At 44.3% G+C, this 16,025-nt stretch carries 15 protein-coding genes and 3 tRNA genes; 11 read left to right on the forward strand and 7 right to left on the reverse strand.

Features of this window, described 5'->3' with window-relative positions; all coding sequences use genetic code 11:
- Positions 1-4: 4 nt before the first annotated feature.
- Together metW and metX are read right to left on the reverse strand one after the other, a co-directional pair.
- A complete protein-coding gene (gene metW / locus H571_RS0108660; protein WP_027848954.1) occupies positions 5-595 on the reverse strand; it encodes a methionine biosynthesis protein MetW in 591 nt (196 codons plus the stop codon).
- Positions 596-1,759, reverse strand: a complete 1,164-nt coding sequence (gene metX / locus H571_RS0108665; protein ID WP_027848955.1) for a homoserine O-succinyltransferase MetX — start codon at positions 1,757-1,759, stop codon at positions 596-598.
- A 203-nt stretch (positions 1,760-1,962) separates the two neighbouring features.
- Here metX and guaB point away from each other — a divergent pair, with 203 nt between their 5' ends.
- The 3 genes from guaB to tadA are packed head-to-tail and all read left to right on the forward strand — an operon-like array spanning position 1,963 to position 5,472.
- A complete protein-coding gene (guaB, locus tag H571_RS0108670; RefSeq protein ID WP_027848956.1) occupies positions 1,963-3,432 on the forward strand; it encodes an IMP dehydrogenase in 1,470 nt (489 codons plus the stop codon).
- Positions 3,433-3,445: 13 nt separating this feature from the next.
- A complete protein-coding gene (gene guaA, locus H571_RS0108675) occupies positions 3,446-5,017 on the forward strand; it encodes a glutamine-hydrolyzing GMP synthase (RefSeq protein ID WP_027848957.1) in 1,572 nt (523 codons plus the stop codon).
- On the forward strand, positions 5,008-5,472 hold the full coding sequence (gene tadA / locus H571_RS0108680) for a tRNA adenosine(34) deaminase TadA (RefSeq protein ID WP_245562337.1): 465 nt from the start codon (positions 5,008-5,010) through the stop codon (positions 5,470-5,472). The genes guaA and tadA overlap by 10 nt, the downstream gene beginning before the upstream one ends.
- Before the next feature lie 4 nt (positions 5,473-5,476).
- On the opposite strand, the gene H571_RS0108685 is transcribed toward tadA, so the two are convergent.
- The gene (locus H571_RS0108685) at positions 5,477-6,676 is read right to left on the reverse strand and encodes a GGDEF domain-containing protein (protein ID WP_027848959.1); all 1,200 of its coding nucleotides are present in this window, start codon (positions 6,674-6,676) and stop codon (positions 5,477-5,479) included.
- Positions 6,677-6,876: 200 nt separating this feature from the next.
- On the opposite strand from H571_RS0108685, the gene mutY reads away from it, so the two are divergent.
- The 7 genes from mutY (at position 6,877) to trxB (ending at position 10,486) form a co-directional block, all read left to right on the forward strand.
- Positions 6,877-7,956 (forward strand): A/G-specific adenine glycosylase, encoded by a 1,080-nt coding sequence (gene mutY / locus H571_RS0108690; protein ID WP_027848960.1) that lies wholly within the window; start codon positions 6,877-6,879, stop codon positions 7,954-7,956.
- Positions 7,957-8,232, forward strand: a complete 276-nt coding sequence (locus tag H571_RS0108695) for an oxidative damage protection protein (protein ID WP_027848961.1) — start codon at positions 7,957-7,959, stop codon at positions 8,230-8,232.
- 108 nt (positions 8,233-8,340) lie between these two features.
- A tRNA-Phe gene (locus H571_RS0108700) sits at positions 8,341-8,416 on the forward strand.
- 21 nt (positions 8,417-8,437) lie between these two features.
- A tRNA-Gln gene (locus H571_RS0108705) sits at positions 8,438-8,512 on the forward strand.
- Between the two features lie 16 nt (positions 8,513-8,528).
- Positions 8,529-8,604 (forward strand) — tRNA-Thr (locus H571_RS0108710).
- Between the two features lie 233 nt (positions 8,605-8,837).
- Positions 8,838-9,440, forward strand: coding sequence for a peroxiredoxin (locus tag H571_RS0108715; RefSeq protein ID WP_027848962.1), 603 nt, complete (start codon positions 8,838-8,840; stop codon positions 9,438-9,440).
- Between the two features lie 89 nt (positions 9,441-9,529).
- On the forward strand, positions 9,530-10,486 hold the full coding sequence (trxB, locus tag H571_RS0108720; protein WP_027848963.1) for a thioredoxin-disulfide reductase: 957 nt from the start codon (positions 9,530-9,532) through the stop codon (positions 10,484-10,486).
- Here the strand turns inward: trxB and H571_RS0108725 are convergent.
- From H571_RS0108725 to H571_RS0108740, 4 genes are read right to left on the reverse strand one after another with little or no spacing between them, the layout of a single operon-like run.
- Positions 10,462-11,244, reverse strand: coding sequence for a tRNA-uridine aminocarboxypropyltransferase (locus H571_RS0108725; RefSeq protein WP_084482775.1), 783 nt, complete (start codon positions 11,242-11,244; stop codon positions 10,462-10,464). The two genes, trxB and H571_RS0108725, sit on opposite strands and share 25 nt — an antisense overlap.
- Entirely contained in the window at positions 11,234-12,187 is a 954-nt protein-coding gene (locus tag H571_RS0108730) for a bile acid:sodium symporter family protein (protein ID WP_036218007.1), read from the reverse strand. The genes H571_RS0108725 and H571_RS0108730 overlap by 11 nt, the downstream gene beginning before the upstream one ends.
- 9 nt (positions 12,188-12,196) lie before the next feature.
- A complete protein-coding gene (gene trmB / locus H571_RS0108735) occupies positions 12,197-12,856 on the reverse strand; it encodes a tRNA (guanine(46)-N(7))-methyltransferase TrmB (RefSeq protein WP_027848966.1) in 660 nt (219 codons plus the stop codon).
- Positions 12,846-13,616, reverse strand: a complete 771-nt coding sequence (locus tag H571_RS0108740; protein ID WP_027848967.1) for a ParA family protein — start codon at positions 13,614-13,616, stop codon at positions 12,846-12,848. Before H571_RS0108740 ends, trmB begins: the two co-directional genes overlap by 11 nt.
- A gap of 312 nt (positions 13,617-13,928) precedes the next feature.
- Here H571_RS0108740 and H571_RS0108745 point away from each other — a divergent pair, with 312 nt between their 5' ends.
- Positions 13,929-16,010: a DUF1302 domain-containing protein gene (locus tag H571_RS0108745; protein ID WP_027848968.1), complete on the forward strand. Its 2,082-nt coding sequence runs from the start codon at positions 13,929-13,931 to the stop codon at positions 16,008-16,010.
- The last annotated feature ends 15 nt before the right edge of the window (positions 16,011-16,025 follow it).

Raw genomic sequence — 16,025 nt, forward strand, 5'->3', positions numbered from 1 at the left:
AAACTTAGCGACCAATTCTGTAGATAGCGACTTCACCAAATAAGTTCGGCAATAAACGCGCCTTCCAATGACTTTTATAAGCAAAATCGCCGACCGTTCTATCTAAAATCTTTATGCCTTTTTCGTGACACAAGGCTTCAAAATCCTTAAAGGTAAACAGATGAATATTAGGCGTGTCATACCACTGGTGCGGCAGGGTCTTAGACATAGGCATCTGACCTTTCCAGCTTAAATAAAAGCGGTTAGTCCAATGCGCAAAGTTAGGAAAGGTCACTATAGCTTCTTGCCCAACCCGCAGCATTTCTTCAAGAGCAAGATCTTGGCGCCTTAGCACTTGCAAGGCTTGCGTCATAATCACTGTGTCGTAACTGCTGTTTGCAAAGTTACTTAACCCACGATTTAAGTCCTGCTCTAAAACATCGACACCCCGGGCAATACAAGCAGTAATTTGTTCGGCATCTATTTCTAAACCATAGCCAGTCACTGACTTGTGCTCTTCTAAATAGTGCAATAACTCGCCATCGCCGCAAGCCAAATCTAATACACGACTCTTAGGCTTTACCCAGTTAGCAATAATGGTTAAATCTTGGCGCATTTAATTCACCTCCCCTGCCACTCGCTGCATATAGGCAGTAAATACCGCTTCATAGCGCTCATCAGGAATTAAAAAGGCATCGTGCCCGTGAGGTGATTTAATGCGTGCATAGCTAACGCGTTTTTGTGCTGCGGTTAAAGCATTCACTAATTCTTCAGAATGACGTGGCGAAAAGCGCCAGTCAGTACTAAAGCTAACCACTAAAAACCGGCACTGAATGGGCTCTAACGCCTTAATTAAATTGCCATCAAAGGCTTTGGCAGGATCGAAATAATCTAAAGCTTTGGTCATTAACAGGTAAGTATTGGCATCAAAGCGTTCAGAAAAACTCTTGCCTTGATAACGCAAATAAGACTCCACTTCAAAATCGACACCAAAGCCGTAATTGAGTTTATCGGTACGCAGATCACGTCCAAATTTTTCACCCATTGAGTGTTCAGACAAATAAGTAATGTGTCCCACCATGCGAGCCAAGGCAACACCATGACGCGGAATCACTTCCGCCTCTTGGTAGCGCCCATCACGAAACTCTGGGTCTGACATAATGGCTTGGCGTGCCACCTCATTAAAAGCAATGTTCTGTGCCGATAACTTAGGTGAGCTAGCAACCACTACAGCATGACGTAGGCGTTGCGGATAACGTAACGACCACTCTAAAACCTGCATTCCCCCTAAACTACCACCCACCACTGCTGCCCATTGCTGAATACCTAAGCGGTCGGCTAAAAGTGCTTGAGAGTCCACCCAATCACCCACGGTTAATACAGGAAAGTCTGGGCCAAATGGCTGGCCAGTTGCAGGGTCTAGAGAAGAAGGACCGGTTGAACCATGACAACCACCCAAGTTATTCAGCGCCACTACAAAAAAATGGCGAGTATCAATCGGCTTACCCGGGCCAATATAAGCATCCCACCAACCTGGCTTAGAACCTTCTTCTGAATGGTAGCCAGCAGCATGATGATTACCAGATAAAGCGTGGCAAATCAGCACAGCATTACTGGCATCCGCATTTAATTCGCCGTAGGTTTCTACCATTAATTGCCAGTCATGCAGAACACTGCCACTAGCTAGTTTAAGTGGCTGATTAAATTGACATATTTCTGGCTTCACCAGCCCAACAGAGTTATCGGGTGGAAAAGTATCTCCGTTACTGGAGGCGATCATGTAAGTGTGTATCCTTGTTAAAACAGTAAATCAATAGCAAGCCTGCTAATCTAACATATCAAGATCAGGATGTTAGCTATCCTTTGCAAGTGTTTAGCAGCTAAATAGGCAATTAATAAAACCTAGCGTTTACGATAATCCCTAGGTCAGCTAAAATGGTAAGAATATTTTCTTCTTTCATCTCCCAGAATTGCAGGTCATCTATGTTACGTATCGTTGAAGAAGCGCTCACCTTCGATGATGTTTTGCTGGTACCCGGTTATTCCGATATCCTGCCTAAAGACGTCAGCCTTAAAACACGCATTACACGCAACGTAGAACTAAATATCCCTTTAGTTTCTGCAGCAATGGACACAGTTACCGAAGCTCGTCTAGCCATAGCTATGGCACAAGAAGGTGGCTTGGGTATTATCCATAAAAACATGACCATTACGCAGCAGGCAGCAGAAGTGCGTAAGGTTAAAAAATACGAAAGCGTAGTTGTAAAAGATCCAGTAACGGTTGAACCCACCACCAAAATCCATGAACTACTAAAAATGGCTGAAGAATACGGTTTTTCAGGCTTCCCTGTGGTGGAAGCTGGTAAGCTAGTGGGTATAGTGACGGGGCGTGATTTACGCGTTAAGCCACATGGTGGTGATACCGTAGCTGCAATCATGACCCCTCAAGATAAATTAATTACATCTGAAGAAAGCACTCCTTTAGAAGAAATTAAAGCGCGTCTTTACGAACACCGCATTGAAAAAATGCTCTTGGTTGATGATCAATTCAACCTGTCTGGGCTAGTCACTTTCCGTGATGTTGAAAAAGCCCATACCTACCCCCTAGCAACCAAAGACAGCAGTGGTAGCTTAAGGGTCGGTGCAGCCGTGGGTACTGGCGATGAAACGCCAGACCGTGTTACTGCCTTAGTAGAAGCTGGTGTTGACGTGATTGTTGTTGATACCGCTCACGGTCACTCCAAAGGTGTAATTGAGCGTGTACGCTGGGTTAAAGATAACTTCCCACAAATTGATGTGATTGGCGGCAATATTGCCACAGCTGAAGCAGCCGTTGCCTTAGCCGAAGCCGGTGCCGATGGTGTTAAAGTAGGTATTGGCCCAGGCTCTATTTGCACTACCCGTATTGTTGCTGGTGTAGGTGTACCACAAATCTCCGCTGTTTCTAATGTGTCTGAAGCACTAAAGCCCTACGGCGTTCCCATGATAGCCGATGGCGGGGTACGCTTTTCTGGTGACCTAGCCAAAGCTATTGCTGCTGGTGCGTACGTTATTATGGTGGGTGGCTTGCTTGCAGGTACTGAAGAAGCACCCGGCGAAGTTGAGCTTTTTCAAGGTCGTACTTATAAAGCTTACCGTGGCATGGGTTCTATGGGTGCTATGGGGCAGTCACAAGGTTCTTCTGACCGCTACTTCCAAGATACCGATGCAGGTATCGAAAAACTGGTTCCTGAAGGCATTGAAGGCCGTGTACCTTACAAAGGCGCTATGAGCGCGATAGTTCATCAACTCATGGGTGGCTTACGCGCCTCTATGGGTTACACCGGCAGCAATAATATTGAGCAAATGCGCACTAAAACCAGTTTTGTAAAAATTACTGGTGCTGGTATTCAAGAATCCCACGTACACGATGTACAAATTACTAAAGAAGCTCCCAACTACCGTGTCAGCTAAAGGGTCTACTAGCATGCAAGATATTCACGCGCATAAAATCTTAATTTTAGATTTTGGCTCTCAGTACACCCAGCTTATTGCACGCCGCATTCGTGAGCTAGGCGTTTATTGTGAAATTCATGCCTATGACATGAAAGAAGCAGATTTATTGGCTATGGCACCTAAGGGCATTATTCTTGCTGGTGGTCCCGAGTCAGTAACAGCAAACGCCTCACCTCGTGCACCTGAAGTTGTATTCAACTTGGGCGTTCCTGTACTAGGTGTTTGCTATGGTATGCAAACAATGGCTGAACAGCTGGGCGGCAAGGTAGAAAGTTCTAACCAGCGTGAATTTGGCTATGCCCAAGTTCAGCTAGAAGCCGAAACAGCTTTGTTCCATGACATTAGCGACCACCTAAAAGATGGCAAAAAGCTGCTTGATGTGTGGATGAGCCATGGCGATAAAGTGATTAGTCTACCCGAAGGTTTTCAGGTAACCGCTTCAACGCCTAGCTGCCCCATTGCTGCCATTAGCCACGAAGAAAAACGCTTCTTTGGTGTTCAGTTTCATCCAGAGGTTACTCACACCCTACAAGGCAAGCGCATTCTTGAGCATTTCTTACTAGAAATTTGTGCTTGTGAAGCCCTTTGGACACCAGCACAAATCATTGAAGACATGATTACCCGTGTGCGTAATCAAGTAGGCGATAAAAAAGTACTACTAGGTCTTTCAGGTGGTGTCGATTCTTCTGTAGTGGCCGCTCTGCTACATAAAGCCATCGGCAAACAGCTAACCTGCGTATTTGTTGATCATGGCCTACTACGCAAGAATGAAGGCAACCAAGTCATGGAAATGTTTGCCCAAAACATGGGTGTGCATGTTATCCGTGTGGATGCAGCCAAACTTTTCTTAGACAGACTTAAAGGCGAAAGTGACCCTGAAGCCAAGCGTAAAATTATTGGCAACACCTTTATTGATATTTTTGATGAAGAAGCCACCAAGTTAACCGATGTTGATTTCTTGGCTCAGGGCACCATTTACCCAGACGTTATTGAATCGGCTGCGGTTAAAGATGGTAAAGCCCACGTTATTAAGTCACACCACAACGTAGGTGGCCTGCCTGAAACCATGCGTATGGAATTAGTTGAACCCTTGCGTGAACTCTTCAAAGATGAAGTGCGTCGTATTGGTGTTGAACTTGGCCTACCTCACGATATGGTTTACCGCCACCCCTTCCCAGGGCCAGGTTTAGGTGTACGTATTCTTGGTGAAATTAAACAAGACTATGCCGACATTCTGCGTGAAGCCGACGCTATTTTTATTGATGAATTACGTGCTGCCGGTTGGTATGAAAAAACCAGCCAGGCCTTTGCCGTTTTCCTACCAATAAAATCAGTAGGTGTGGTAGGTGATACCCGCCGCTACGAATGGGTTATTGCCCTAAGAGCTGTAGAAACCATCGACTTTATGACCGCACGCTGGGCGCACTTGCCTTATGAGCTGTTAGAAAAAGTTTCTAGCCGCATCATCAATGAAATACCTCAGGTATCACGTGTTGCTTACGATGTTTCATCTAAGCCACCAGCAACCATTGAATGGGAATAATGCCCCACAAGCCTGAATACTACATGCACCGAGCTTTAGAGTTGGCCGCCCAAGCGGCTGCTTTAGGTGAGGTGCCTGTAGGTGCAGTAATAGTCAATGCAGAAGGTGAAATTGTTGGGCGAGGGTTTAATCAATGTATTAGCCAGCAAGATGCAACGGCTCATGCAGAAGTTCAAGCCATACGTGATGCCTGCCAAAATACCCACAACTACCGTTTAAACCAGTGCACTTTATACGTCACCCTAGAGCCTTGTACCATGTGTATAGGCGCTATTCTCAATGCACGCATTAAAACCCTTTATTACGGCGCTAAAGAGCCACGCACAGGAGTAATTGCATCCGTATGCAACCTACCAGCACAACCTTGGTTTAATCATCGGTTAGAAGTGAAAGGCGGTTTGTTGCAAGCAGCAGCTAAAAAACTATTGGAAAATTTTTTTCAGGCAAGGCGTTAATAGGTTAGTCAGTGGCTGGCTCCATTGCCAAAGCAACATCACTTACAGCAACTTCATCTAAGGCTGTTTTATTAAGCAACGCCTCAGGTAACTCTTCTTCTCCAACAATACAGTTACGACCACAGTTTTTAGCTGCATAAGCGGCACTATCACCACGATGAATAAGGTCATTAATCGTTTCAGTTGGCCGATAAGTAGCAATGCCTAAAGAAGCAGTTAAAGCAATGGCGGGTTGCCCTTCACCTAAGTTAATTTCTAACTGAGCAATATCAGCACGTAAACGCTCTGCAATGCGTAAGGCTTCGGCATAGTCGGTTTGTGAAAGTACAACAACAAACTCCTCTCCGCCAATACGAGCAACATAGTCTACATCACGCAAACTACGATTAATTTCTTTAGCAACCGCTATAAGTGCAGCATCACCCGCTGCATGACCATAAGTATCATTCACCTGTTTAAAAAAATCTAAATCAATAAAACCTATAGAAAACTGATACCCGCCTCGGTCACTTAAACTCTTTTGACGACGCAAAATACGCATTAAATGACGGCGGTTATACAAACCCGTTAAATCATCAGTAACGGCCAACTGTTCATTTTTAGCTGTTAGCAAAGCAAGGTGTTCATTGCGCCTTTTTAAAGCAACACGCAGACTGCCTATTTCTACACCCAGCAAACTAACGCCAATTAAGCCCAACACAAAAACAAGACTAGTGATTAGCTCGTGCTGCCAATGTACAACAACAGGACTCCAAATTACCTGTGCTAAAATTACTAGCATATAACTACACAGCAGCAAAAAAGATAGAATAGGAAGGTGCTTAGGATGGTAACGAAACACCGCAAACAGCAGAATCAATAAAAAATTAACAATCAGCAGCTCACGAACACCTGGCGCAACATACATACACACCAAAACCATCAAAAGCTGCCAGCCTATTTGCAGGCCAGTTAAGCTAGGATCAGAGCGACTTAAGTTTTTGTTGGTATGTATTAACCAAGGAAAGAGAGCATAACCAAGACTAGAAATAGCAAAGTAAGCTAAAAGCGATTCAACACTAAAAAAAACATAACCCAACTGCCAAGCAACCAGAACAACTAGACTATTGGCAAAGCCCGCACCAACAGCCATAAGAGAACGCCTTAACCGCAGTTTTTGATCTGCAATTAGTTTTTGGTCGTCCTGTATTGCTTGAGAGTCCATCTCTTATTCACCTTCAAATGAAACAAGCAGTGCAAACCCACATAAAAATGCACTACTAATTTTTTGTTATTATGCCGCTTAAAATTATACTTTGGCTGATCAATTTATAGCCATCTATTACTAAATGCAAACACTAAAAAGCTTTACATATAAATTAATATCATCAATAAACAAGCCTAAAATTTCACTTAGAGAAAAACATGCCTTGCAACCCCTTTGCTAGCCAGCTTCTGCACTGGTATAAAACCCAGGGTCGTCAAAATTTACCCTGGCAAAAAAATCGTTTGCCCTACAATATTTGGGTTTCAGAAATCATGTTGCAGCAAACCCAAGTAGCCACAGTTATTGACTACTACCTACGCTTTATTGCGCGTTTTCCAGACGTTACCAGCCTAGCCTCGGCAACTAGCGATGAAGTGCTGCACCTTTGGAGTGGGTTAGGTTATTACACTCGCGCTAGAAACCTGCATCGCTGCGCTCAACAAGTGGTAAAAGAACACCAAGGGAAATTTCCAGTGCACAGCCTTACTGCTATGGAAAGTTTACCCGGCATAGGCCCCTCAACTGCTGCCGCTATCTGTGCCTTTAGTACCGGAAAAAGAGCCGTTATTTTAGATGGCAATGTTAAACGTGTTGTTGCTCGCTACTTTGCAATTGAAGGCTGGTACGGTAAAGCTAAAGTTACTCGTAAACTTTGGCAAGCAGCAGATAAACTAACCCCTCACCAACAATTAGCAGAATACACCCAAGCCATTATGGATTTAGGGGCTACACTTTGTACTCGCAGCAAACCCAAGTGTGAAGTTTGCCCTGTAGCCAGTGGTTGCCTAGCAAAAAAACAGAGTCTAACGGCTGAACTTCCTACACCACGCCCTAAAAAAACACTACCCCAGCAAACACGCCATGCACTGGTTCTTTTAGATAACCAAGGCGCTATCCAACTTGAAAAACGACCCGACCAAGGCATTTGGGGTGGTTTGTGGAGTTTTCCAGAGTTTTCTAGCCAACAGGCGTTACAAGAGTGGATAGTAGCTCACCAACCCTTAGCAAAACTTGAACCAAGTCTAAAAACCACCCAAAACCATTTATTTAGCCATTACCGTCTAAGCCTGACACTTAGCGTAGCTCGCTTAACTAAACCTCAGTTAGCAGAAAATAGAGCCAACTACACAGAGAAATTAAACTGGTATGATCAGCAACAGTTTGGAAACATAGGATTAGCAGCACCTGTCAAAAAGCTCTTACCCTATCTAGCCAAAATAAACTTAGGAGAAAGCTAAATGTCCGCCACTGTTTTTTGCCGCAAGTATCAAAAAGATTTACCCGCCTTATCGGTAGCACCACTACCCGGTCAAAAAGGCCAAGATATTCTAAGCAACATTTCAAAACAGGCATGGGATGAATGGATGGCACATCAGACACGCCTGATTAATGAAAAAAGACTAAAGGTCTTTCAACCCGAAGCACGCAGCTACCTGCAAGAGCAGATGGAAAAATTCTTTAACAATGAAGCATTGGATGAAATTGAAGGTTATGTGCCGCCTAAAGATGCTTAGCTACTTTCGCTAAGCCTTGATTTGTAAGGCTTTGAAAGAAAAGAACAAAATATCTTCAAAAAGCACTTGACGAGCAAGCTTAAAATCTATTTAATACGTCTCCGTTGAGGCCAGATAGCTCAGTCGGTAGAGCAAGGGATTGAAAATCCCTGTGTCGGCGGTTCGATTCCGCCTCTGGCCACCAACAAAGATTTAGGTAATACGTTGGGGTATAGCCAAGTGGTAAGGCAGCTGGTTTTGGTCCAGCCATCCGGGAGTTCGAATCTTCCTACCCCAGCCACCTAATTTTTAGTGAAGCCGACATAGCTCAGTTGGTAGAGCAACTGACTTGTAATCAGTAGGTCCCGAGTTCGACTCTTGGTGTCGGCACCACTAAAAAATCTAAGCTTTAAGCTTAACTATTAAACAGCCTTCAGGGCTGTTTTTTTGTTTTATAGTCTTAAACAGCCAGCAACACTCCCATCATTAAAAAAAACTATCAACCTGATTACTTTAATCAAGTTGCTTAGCGCTGCCTAAAACCTTATTCTTAATTACATCCTGCTTAGATACCTTAGCTAGTAGGGCTAAAACACACCTTAATTTTGTTCTTAAAGGAGAAACAAATGAGCGTACTAGTCACTCGTAAAGCACCCGATTTTGATGCACCCGCAGTTAAAGGCGACGGCACTATTGTTGATAGCTTCAAGTTGTCAGACACTAACGGCAAATACCGCATGGTATTCTTCTGGCCTTTAGACTTCACCTTTGTTTGCCCTTCTGAAATTATTGCTCATGACAACCGCATGGCTAAGTTTGAAGAGTTAGGCGTTGAAGTGATTGGCGTTTCAATTGACAGCCAGTTCACTCACCACGCATGGCGCAACACTAGCCCAGACAAGGGCGGTATTGGTCCAGTTAAATTCACTATGGTTGCTGACGTTAAGCACGAAATTACTCGTGCTTACGGTATTGAGCACCCAGAAGAAGGCGTTGCACTACGCGCTTCTTTCTTAATCGACAAAGACGGCATCGTTCAGCACCAAACCGTTAACAACCTACCCCTAGGTCGTAACGTTGATGACATGATCCGTATGGTTGAAGCACTTCAGTTCCACGAAGAACACGGTGAAGTTTGCCCAGCGGGTTGGACTCCTGGCCAAAAAGGTATGAAAGCAGACGCTAAAGGCGTTGCAGACTACCTAGCAGAAGCTTCTGACAAGCTATAAGCCTTAAGGCACCTAGCCTTATAGAAGTGCTAAACTGGGGGAACGGTGCAAACCGCTCCCCCTTTTTTTATGGTTTTTAAGAGGTCACCATGAACAACAATCGCCACAGTAAACTTATTATTTTAGGCTCAGGCCCTGCCGGTTATACCGCTGCTGTTTATGCCGCCCGCGCTAATTTAAAACCTTTACTTATTACTGGCATGCAAATGGGTGGGCAGCTAACCACCACCACCGAAGTAGACAACTGGCCAGGCGATAACGAAGGCGTTGAAGGCCCAGTTTTAATGGAAAGAATGCGTAAACACGCTGAACGCTTTGATACCGAAGTGCTGTTTGACCATATCAATAAGGTTGAACTAACAGAACGCCCCTTCACCCTAACAGGTGACCAAGGTACTTACACCTGCGATGCGTTAATTATTGCTACTGGCGCCAGCGCTATGTATTTAGGTTTGCCTAGTGAAGAAGCCTTTATGGGGCGTGGTGTTTCTGCCTGTGCTACTTGTGATGGTTTTTTCTACAAAAACCAAGAAATAGCCGTGATAGGCGGTGGTAATACCGCGGTTGAAGAAGCGCTGTATTTATCCAATATCGCTAAAAAAGTTACTTTAGTGCACCGCCGTGACAGCCTAAGATCTGAAAAAATTCTGCAAGATCAGCTCTTAGAAAAAGCCAAAAACGGCAATGTTGAAATTCTTTGGAATCATCAGCTAGAAGAAGTGCTAGGCGATGCTACGGGCGTTACTGGCTTAAAGCTAAAATCAACCACCGATGATTCAACTCAAGAGCTGCCCGTTGCTGGTGTGTTTATTGCTATCGGTCATAAACCTAATACCGAGATTTTTAACGACCAGCTCGATATGGCACATGGCTATATTAAGGTGAAATCGGGTTTAGAAGGCAACGCCACAGCCACTAGCGTTACAGGCGTGTTTGCCGCTGGCGATGTCTGCGATCACATCTATCGCCAAGCGGTTACTTCTGCTGGTATGGGTTGCATGGCAGCTTTAGATGCAGAACGCTATTTAGACGCGCTAGCCGACTGATAATCAACTAACCATTGCATGGCATCAGTCAGCTCTAAAGTCGGCTTCTGGTGCCTTGCAGCAGCATAACCTTGGTTAAATACCTTAAAGTAATAACCCAATACTTCGGCTGCATTTTGTTCGCCTGCCAGTTTCAATAACTCAATTCCCACTTCCGCAGTACACAAATGCTCTTCTGAAGCGGCTTTACGCAAACGGTAGTCAGTTTTTTCTGTGCTGTGCAAAGGCAACACAGGTAAATCTGCCAACCAAGGGCTTTTGCGAAACATGCGTCTTGCCTGCCGCCAAGTACCATCTAAAAGAATAAATGCTGGACGACGTGCTTCTTGGCCTAAACGGGCGGTGGGTAAGTTAACTACCCTGTCTTGGTAATCAGGCTGATCGTCTGGAAAGATTAAAAAAGGCTGGTATTCAGGATTAGCCAACAAGTCTAAAAAGCCTTGGGGTGGCTGAGTTCTGTTCCATTCAAATACCCGTGTTTCTGGCAGGGTGTCGCCAATTAGCCGTGCAGTATTGGTTGGCTTATAAGCTTCGTTACTGTGCATTAATACCCAAAAAACTGCCTTAGATTCAACAGGTGTACGAAACTTACACAGGCAATACAGGCGTGGCATACGGCAAGCATCGCAGCGAGTAACAAAGCTGCCTCGTGCATTAAATGCCTTGCGTGGATAGGCTTTTTTGTTAGGATTATTGGCAACACGGCGCACCTCCAGCTCAAAGGCTGAAGGGGCTGGCTCAGAAATATCAGCTGTCATCTTTAACCTTTACACGGCTCCAGTGACCCGCCAAAAGCGCACCAGAAATATTGTGCCAAACACTGAAGATTGCTCCAGGTAAAGCAGAAGCAGCACCAAAATACTTAGCCGCTAAACCTGCAGCCAAACCTGAGTTCTGCATACCTACTTCTATTGCAATAGTGCGGCATTCGCGCTCATCGCACTTAACCAATTTCGCACCAAAATAACCTGCAGCAAAACCAACAAGGTTATGCAGCATTACAGCCAAGGCAAGTAAAGGACCAAGCGTGGCAATGCGACCAGCATTCAAGCTAACAACAATCGCAATAACCAATAAAATACACAGCATAGAACCCGTAGCTAACGCATTACCCGCCTTACGCAGCCGACGACCTAACAAAAGGTTTACCACCACACCCAAAACCACAGGTATAACCACTATTTTGGCAATATCCTGCATCATATTCACGACAGGAACATCCAAGGTTTGTCCTACATAAAGTTCTACTAATAAAGGCGTAGCCACTATCGCCACTAGGGTAGAAACCAAAGTCATGGTAATAGAAAGTGCAACTTTTCCACCGGCTAAATAGGTAATTACATTAGAAGAAGTGCCGCCAGCAGTGGCACCCACCAACACCATACCTGCGGTTATTTCAGGTGATAAAAGTAACGCCTTACTAATAATAAAAGCAGCCAAGGGCATAACAATAAACTGAATACCCGTACCTATAAGCACCTTATGTGGCTGGGTAAATACTCGAATAAAATCAGTGGGTTTTAAGGTTAACCCCATAAAAAACATAATTAGTGCCAATAAATAGAAGATTAACTCACCTAGAGTAATAAAAGGTAAATCACCTAAGCCAATAAATAACTGTGGCTGAAAATAGGCAAGTGTTGCCAGCAACAACGCCCAAATAGGAAACATCTGATTAAACTGTTTCAACGCCTTGTTCATACTTTATCCTTAGTTTATTTGCGCTGTTAGCTGCCAAAGGTCGTGACCGCTATTTGCGTACTTGCGTTCAAAAGGGGTTAGAGGTTCATCTACTAGATGTAACGGTTGTAGGTCGGCAACTACACCCATAAACTTCAGTGCTTGTTGCATTTCAACAACATAAAGTTGCCAATTGGTACGGCATTCCAAACGACCACCCAAAGCCAACATATCCTTAAAAACCGGATGCCCATGCCAGCGCAGCTTAAAATCCTTTTTTTTGGGTGAAGGGTTGGGGTAAAGCAAAAAATGGTATTCCGGCCGCCAAGCGGCAGCAGCGGCTAAACGCCAAAAGTCGACCAAATCTGCCCGAATCAAAGCTGCATTTTCTGGCAATTTACCCAGTTTTCTTTCTAAGCGATCAGCAGAACGATCCACCCCCAAAACAAAATGCTTAGGATAGCGTTTAGCTAACAGGCGGGTACTTTGCCCAACACCACAACAAGAATCTAAAATTAGCGGTCCACCGTGGTTGGCTAAAAGCACCTGAGCCTCTTCAAAAGCTTGGCGATTAAAATCTGCAATCGGCTTTTGAAAAGGCACTGTTTGGTGGCGCTGCAAAACTTCGGTTAGCTTCTCGTAAGGTTGGGTTTGGTTACTAATAACCTGACGCGAAACACTAGCTGGCATGAAGCAACTCAAATAACGCCTGAAACTGCTGAGTTAGCTTATGCTTGGGCGCATAGTGATTAAGCGGTTTAGACACCTGATGCGATTCACGCATTTTAACTGAGCTAGTTAAATGCACCGGCAAGACTGGGTGACCTTCTGCTAGCAGCTCATCTATCAGTTGCTTAGGTAATTTAGCCTGAGCATTAAATTGGTTCACCACTATGCCTTCAATTTCTAACGCATCATTGTGATCCATCTTTAACTCCTCTACCGCTTCGTTTAATGAATAAAGGGCTTGGCGAGAAAAAGCATCACAATCGAAGGGAATTAAACACTTTTGTGCGGCAATTAAGGCAGAGCGGGTAAAAAAGTTAAGCGCTGGTGGCGTATCTATCCAAATGGCAGGGTAGGTTTCTTCTAGCTGCTGTAAAGCTTCTTTTAACTTATAAATTTTATAACGTGATTCTAGCTTAGCCTCTAGGCTTTCTAACTCTGGGTGAGCAGCTAAAACGTAAAGGTTTTCATAGGGCGTGGCATAAACTAAATCAGCAATGGATTTACGACCACCACCTAGGGTTAAAGACTGTTCAAAAAAGTCGAACATGCTGGAATCTAAATCTTGTGCTGGCTGCCCCATTAGGTAGTGGGTGGAATTGCCTTGCGGATCAAGATCAATAACAAGTGTTGGCTGTCCCTTAGCAGCACTCATGGCCGCCAGATTACAGGTAATGCTAGACTTACCCACACCACCCTTCTGATTAAATACAACTCGACGCATAGGTGCTTTCCTCAAAATAGCTAGGCTACAAAAAATAATAGCAACTATTCTGCTACCTCACTCAAGCGGCTGCAAGCAACCTTTCACTTTAAAAGGTTACTTGCACCCTGCAAAAGTGTTACCTAACAACCCAGCCCCACAATAGCTTTAGCAAAGCGTTTGAAAAATCATCCTAAAGAGTGATAGCTGCAAAACCCTTGGCGCACCAGACTAATTCCATAGCTTTCAAACAATCGTTTACATAACAACTCTATGTAAGCACCAATCAAGCACTTGATCATTAGCACCGTATAACAACAAGAGGTGAACATCATGAGTAAGCAACCCCGCCGGACTAAAAACGGCTTTACCAAGCACTTACCACGCCTAAGCGTGCTGGCTTTAGCGATTGCAGGCATGTCGCAAGTACATGCTTTAGATTTTGCAGCAGGTGACTTTAATTTTAAAATTGACTCCAAGCTAACCCTAGGCTCTAGCTGGCGTATGGAGAAACGCAATAATGATTATATAGCGGCAGGAACACTTGCTGAACAGGGTATAACGCCCGGCAATGCACCAGGACCAATTCTTTCTGCTGGCGGTCAAACCTCAAATCCTAGCTATCAGGGTAACTCTTCCAGTAATACTGATGACGGTAATATGAACTTTGATAAAGGCGACGCCTTTTCACAAGTAATTACAGGTAACCACACTCTAGGTTTAACCCACAACGAATATCGTAATGTAGGCGCAAAAGTTAGCTTCCGTTATTGGTATGACCATGCCCTGAGCGAGCTTGACGGTTCCACCAACGCAGGCATGATTCATGACTGGAAAAACACAACTGCTTTTGATGATGCTAAAAGCGGTATTGAATTAATGGATGCCTATATTTGGGGTGAGTTCGACGTAGCAGGTCGTCCTGCGCAAGCAATTTTAGGTCGCCATGTCCTTAACTGGGGTCAAAGCAGCTTTATTCAGGGCGGTCAAAACGCAGCCAACCCTATAGATGTGCAAGCACTACGTCGTCCGGGTGCTACACTTAAAGATGCGCTGCTACCTGTTACCATGTTATCAGGTTCGATTGCCTTAGATGAAATGGGTAACTTTAACCTCGAAGGTTATTACCAGTTAGAATGGCAACGTACTCGTGCTGATGCTTGTGGTACTTATTTTTCAAATAGTGATTTTGCTGCTGAAGGCTGTGGACCAGTATATTTCCAAAGTACAAAAACTGAACAAAATAACCTAGGTGAGCTAGTCGGTGTTGCTTCTCGTCTAGAGGACAATGAACCCAGTGATACAGGACAATATGGTATTGCTCTAAAATGGTATGCAGAACAACTCAATGGCACTGAGTTTGGTATTTCTTATCAAAACGTTCATAGCCGATTACCTATGGTTAGTGGCCGTGTTAGTACAGGTGTTATTCCATCCACATTAACTAGCTTAGCACCCTCATTAGGAATAACATCTGATCCAAACGGTGGTACTAACTATCGCGTAGAATTCCCTGAAGATCAAAAAATCATTTCTGCTTCTTTTGCAACACTACTCCCTACTGGAACAGCATGGTCAGGTGAGTTTACTTATCGACCAGACACCCCAATTCAAATCAACGCCAATGATGTTTTAGTTCGTGGAGCCGCTGGCAATCTTGCTGCATTAAAAAAAGGCAACGATAATTTAGAGGCCAAAGCTGCCTCTTTATCAGTATCTAAAAATGCTGTTTTGATGGGTGCTGGCTTAAGTGCCGCACAAGCAGCAGGAGTAGTTGCCAGCCTCAAAGGAGCAGCAGATAACTACGATCGTTTCATGAGTTTGTTACCATCAAATGCTGCTGCATTAGGTACAGGTGAGCAAAAGGGCTATGAAGAGAAAAATGTTTTCCAATTTCAGTCTACTTTTATTCATGATATTAACCGTGTATTAGCAGCCGATAACCTGCGTTTAATTGGTGAAGTTGGTTTCACTTATGTAGATGGTTTACCTGATACCAGTAAAATGCGCTTTGGTCGCTCTTCTGTCTATGGCTCTTACGGCAAAGAAGTTGTTGTTAATAGCCCTGCGGATGCGGCAAAACTATCGTCAGATGCTTATAGGTTTGCCGACAACGGTTATGTAACCGACTTGTCTTGGGGCTACCGTTTAGTGGGTCAGTTGGAATACACCAACGCTTTAATCAGTGGTTTAACGCTTAAGCCAACCCTGTCTTGGAGCCATGATGTGAGCGGTTACGGCCCAGAGCCTGGCAGCCAGTTTTATGAAGGCCGCATGATTTTGGGTACTGCTTTAGCTGCTGAATACATGAACACCTACACAGCTAACCTTAGCTACACCAACTACTTCGATACCGACTACTGGGATTTGGATGACCGGGATTTTGTTAGTCTAAATGTGGGCGTTAATTTTTAAGAACAAAAATAAAAT

The sequence above is a fragment of the Marinospirillum minutulum DSM 6287 genome, assembly GCF_000422325.1.
Classification (GTDB): Bacteria; Pseudomonadota; Gammaproteobacteria; order Pseudomonadales; family Halomonadaceae; genus Marinospirillum; species Marinospirillum minutulum.

What these genes read in the sequence shown, in the direction of transcription:
- trxB (WP_027848963.1), top strand. Translation starts at nt 9,530, where the DNA reads ATGAACAACAATCGCCACAGTAAACTTATTATTTTAGGCTCAGGCCCT.
- H571_RS0108725 (WP_084482775.1), bottom strand. Translation starts at nt 11,244, where the DNA reads ATGACAGCTGATATTTCTGAGCCAGCCCCTTCAGCCTTTGAGCTGGAG.
- H571_RS0108740 (WP_027848967.1), bottom strand. Translation starts at nt 13,616, where the DNA reads ATGCGTCGAGTTGTATTTAATCAGAAGGGTGGTGTGGGTAAGTCTAGC.
- H571_RS0108685 (WP_027848959.1), bottom strand. Translation starts at nt 6,676, where the DNA reads ATGGACTCTCAAGCAATACAGGACGACCAAAAACTAATTGCAGATCAA.
- metW (WP_027848954.1), bottom strand. Translation starts at nt 595, where the DNA reads ATGCGCCAAGATTTAACCATTATTGCTAACTGGGTAAAGCCTAAGAGT.
- H571_RS0108695 (WP_027848961.1), top strand. Translation starts at nt 7,957, where the DNA reads ATGTCCGCCACTGTTTTTTGCCGCAAGTATCAAAAAGATTTACCCGCC.
- H571_RS0108745 (WP_027848968.1), top strand. Translation starts at nt 13,929, where the DNA reads ATGAGTAAGCAACCCCGCCGGACTAAAAACGGCTTTACCAAGCACTTA.
- guaA (WP_027848957.1), top strand. Translation starts at nt 3,446, where the DNA reads ATGCAAGATATTCACGCGCATAAAATCTTAATTTTAGATTTTGGCTCT.
- H571_RS0108715 (WP_027848962.1), top strand. Translation starts at nt 8,838, where the DNA reads ATGAGCGTACTAGTCACTCGTAAAGCACCCGATTTTGATGCACCCGCA.
- trmB (WP_027848966.1), bottom strand. Translation starts at nt 12,856, where the DNA reads ATGCCAGCTAGTGTTTCGCGTCAGGTTATTAGTAACCAAACCCAACCT.
- tadA (WP_245562337.1), top strand. Translation starts at nt 5,008, where the DNA reads ATGGGAATAATGCCCCACAAGCCTGAATACTACATGCACCGAGCTTTA.
- metX (WP_027848955.1), bottom strand. Translation starts at nt 1,759, where the DNA reads ATGATCGCCTCCAGTAACGGAGATACTTTTCCACCCGATAACTCTGTT.
- guaB (WP_027848956.1), top strand. Translation starts at nt 1,963, where the DNA reads ATGTTACGTATCGTTGAAGAAGCGCTCACCTTCGATGATGTTTTGCTG.
- mutY (WP_027848960.1), top strand. Translation starts at nt 6,877, where the DNA reads ATGCCTTGCAACCCCTTTGCTAGCCAGCTTCTGCACTGGTATAAAACC.
- H571_RS0108730 (WP_036218007.1), bottom strand. Translation starts at nt 12,187, where the DNA reads ATGAACAAGGCGTTGAAACAGTTTAATCAGATGTTTCCTATTTGGGCG.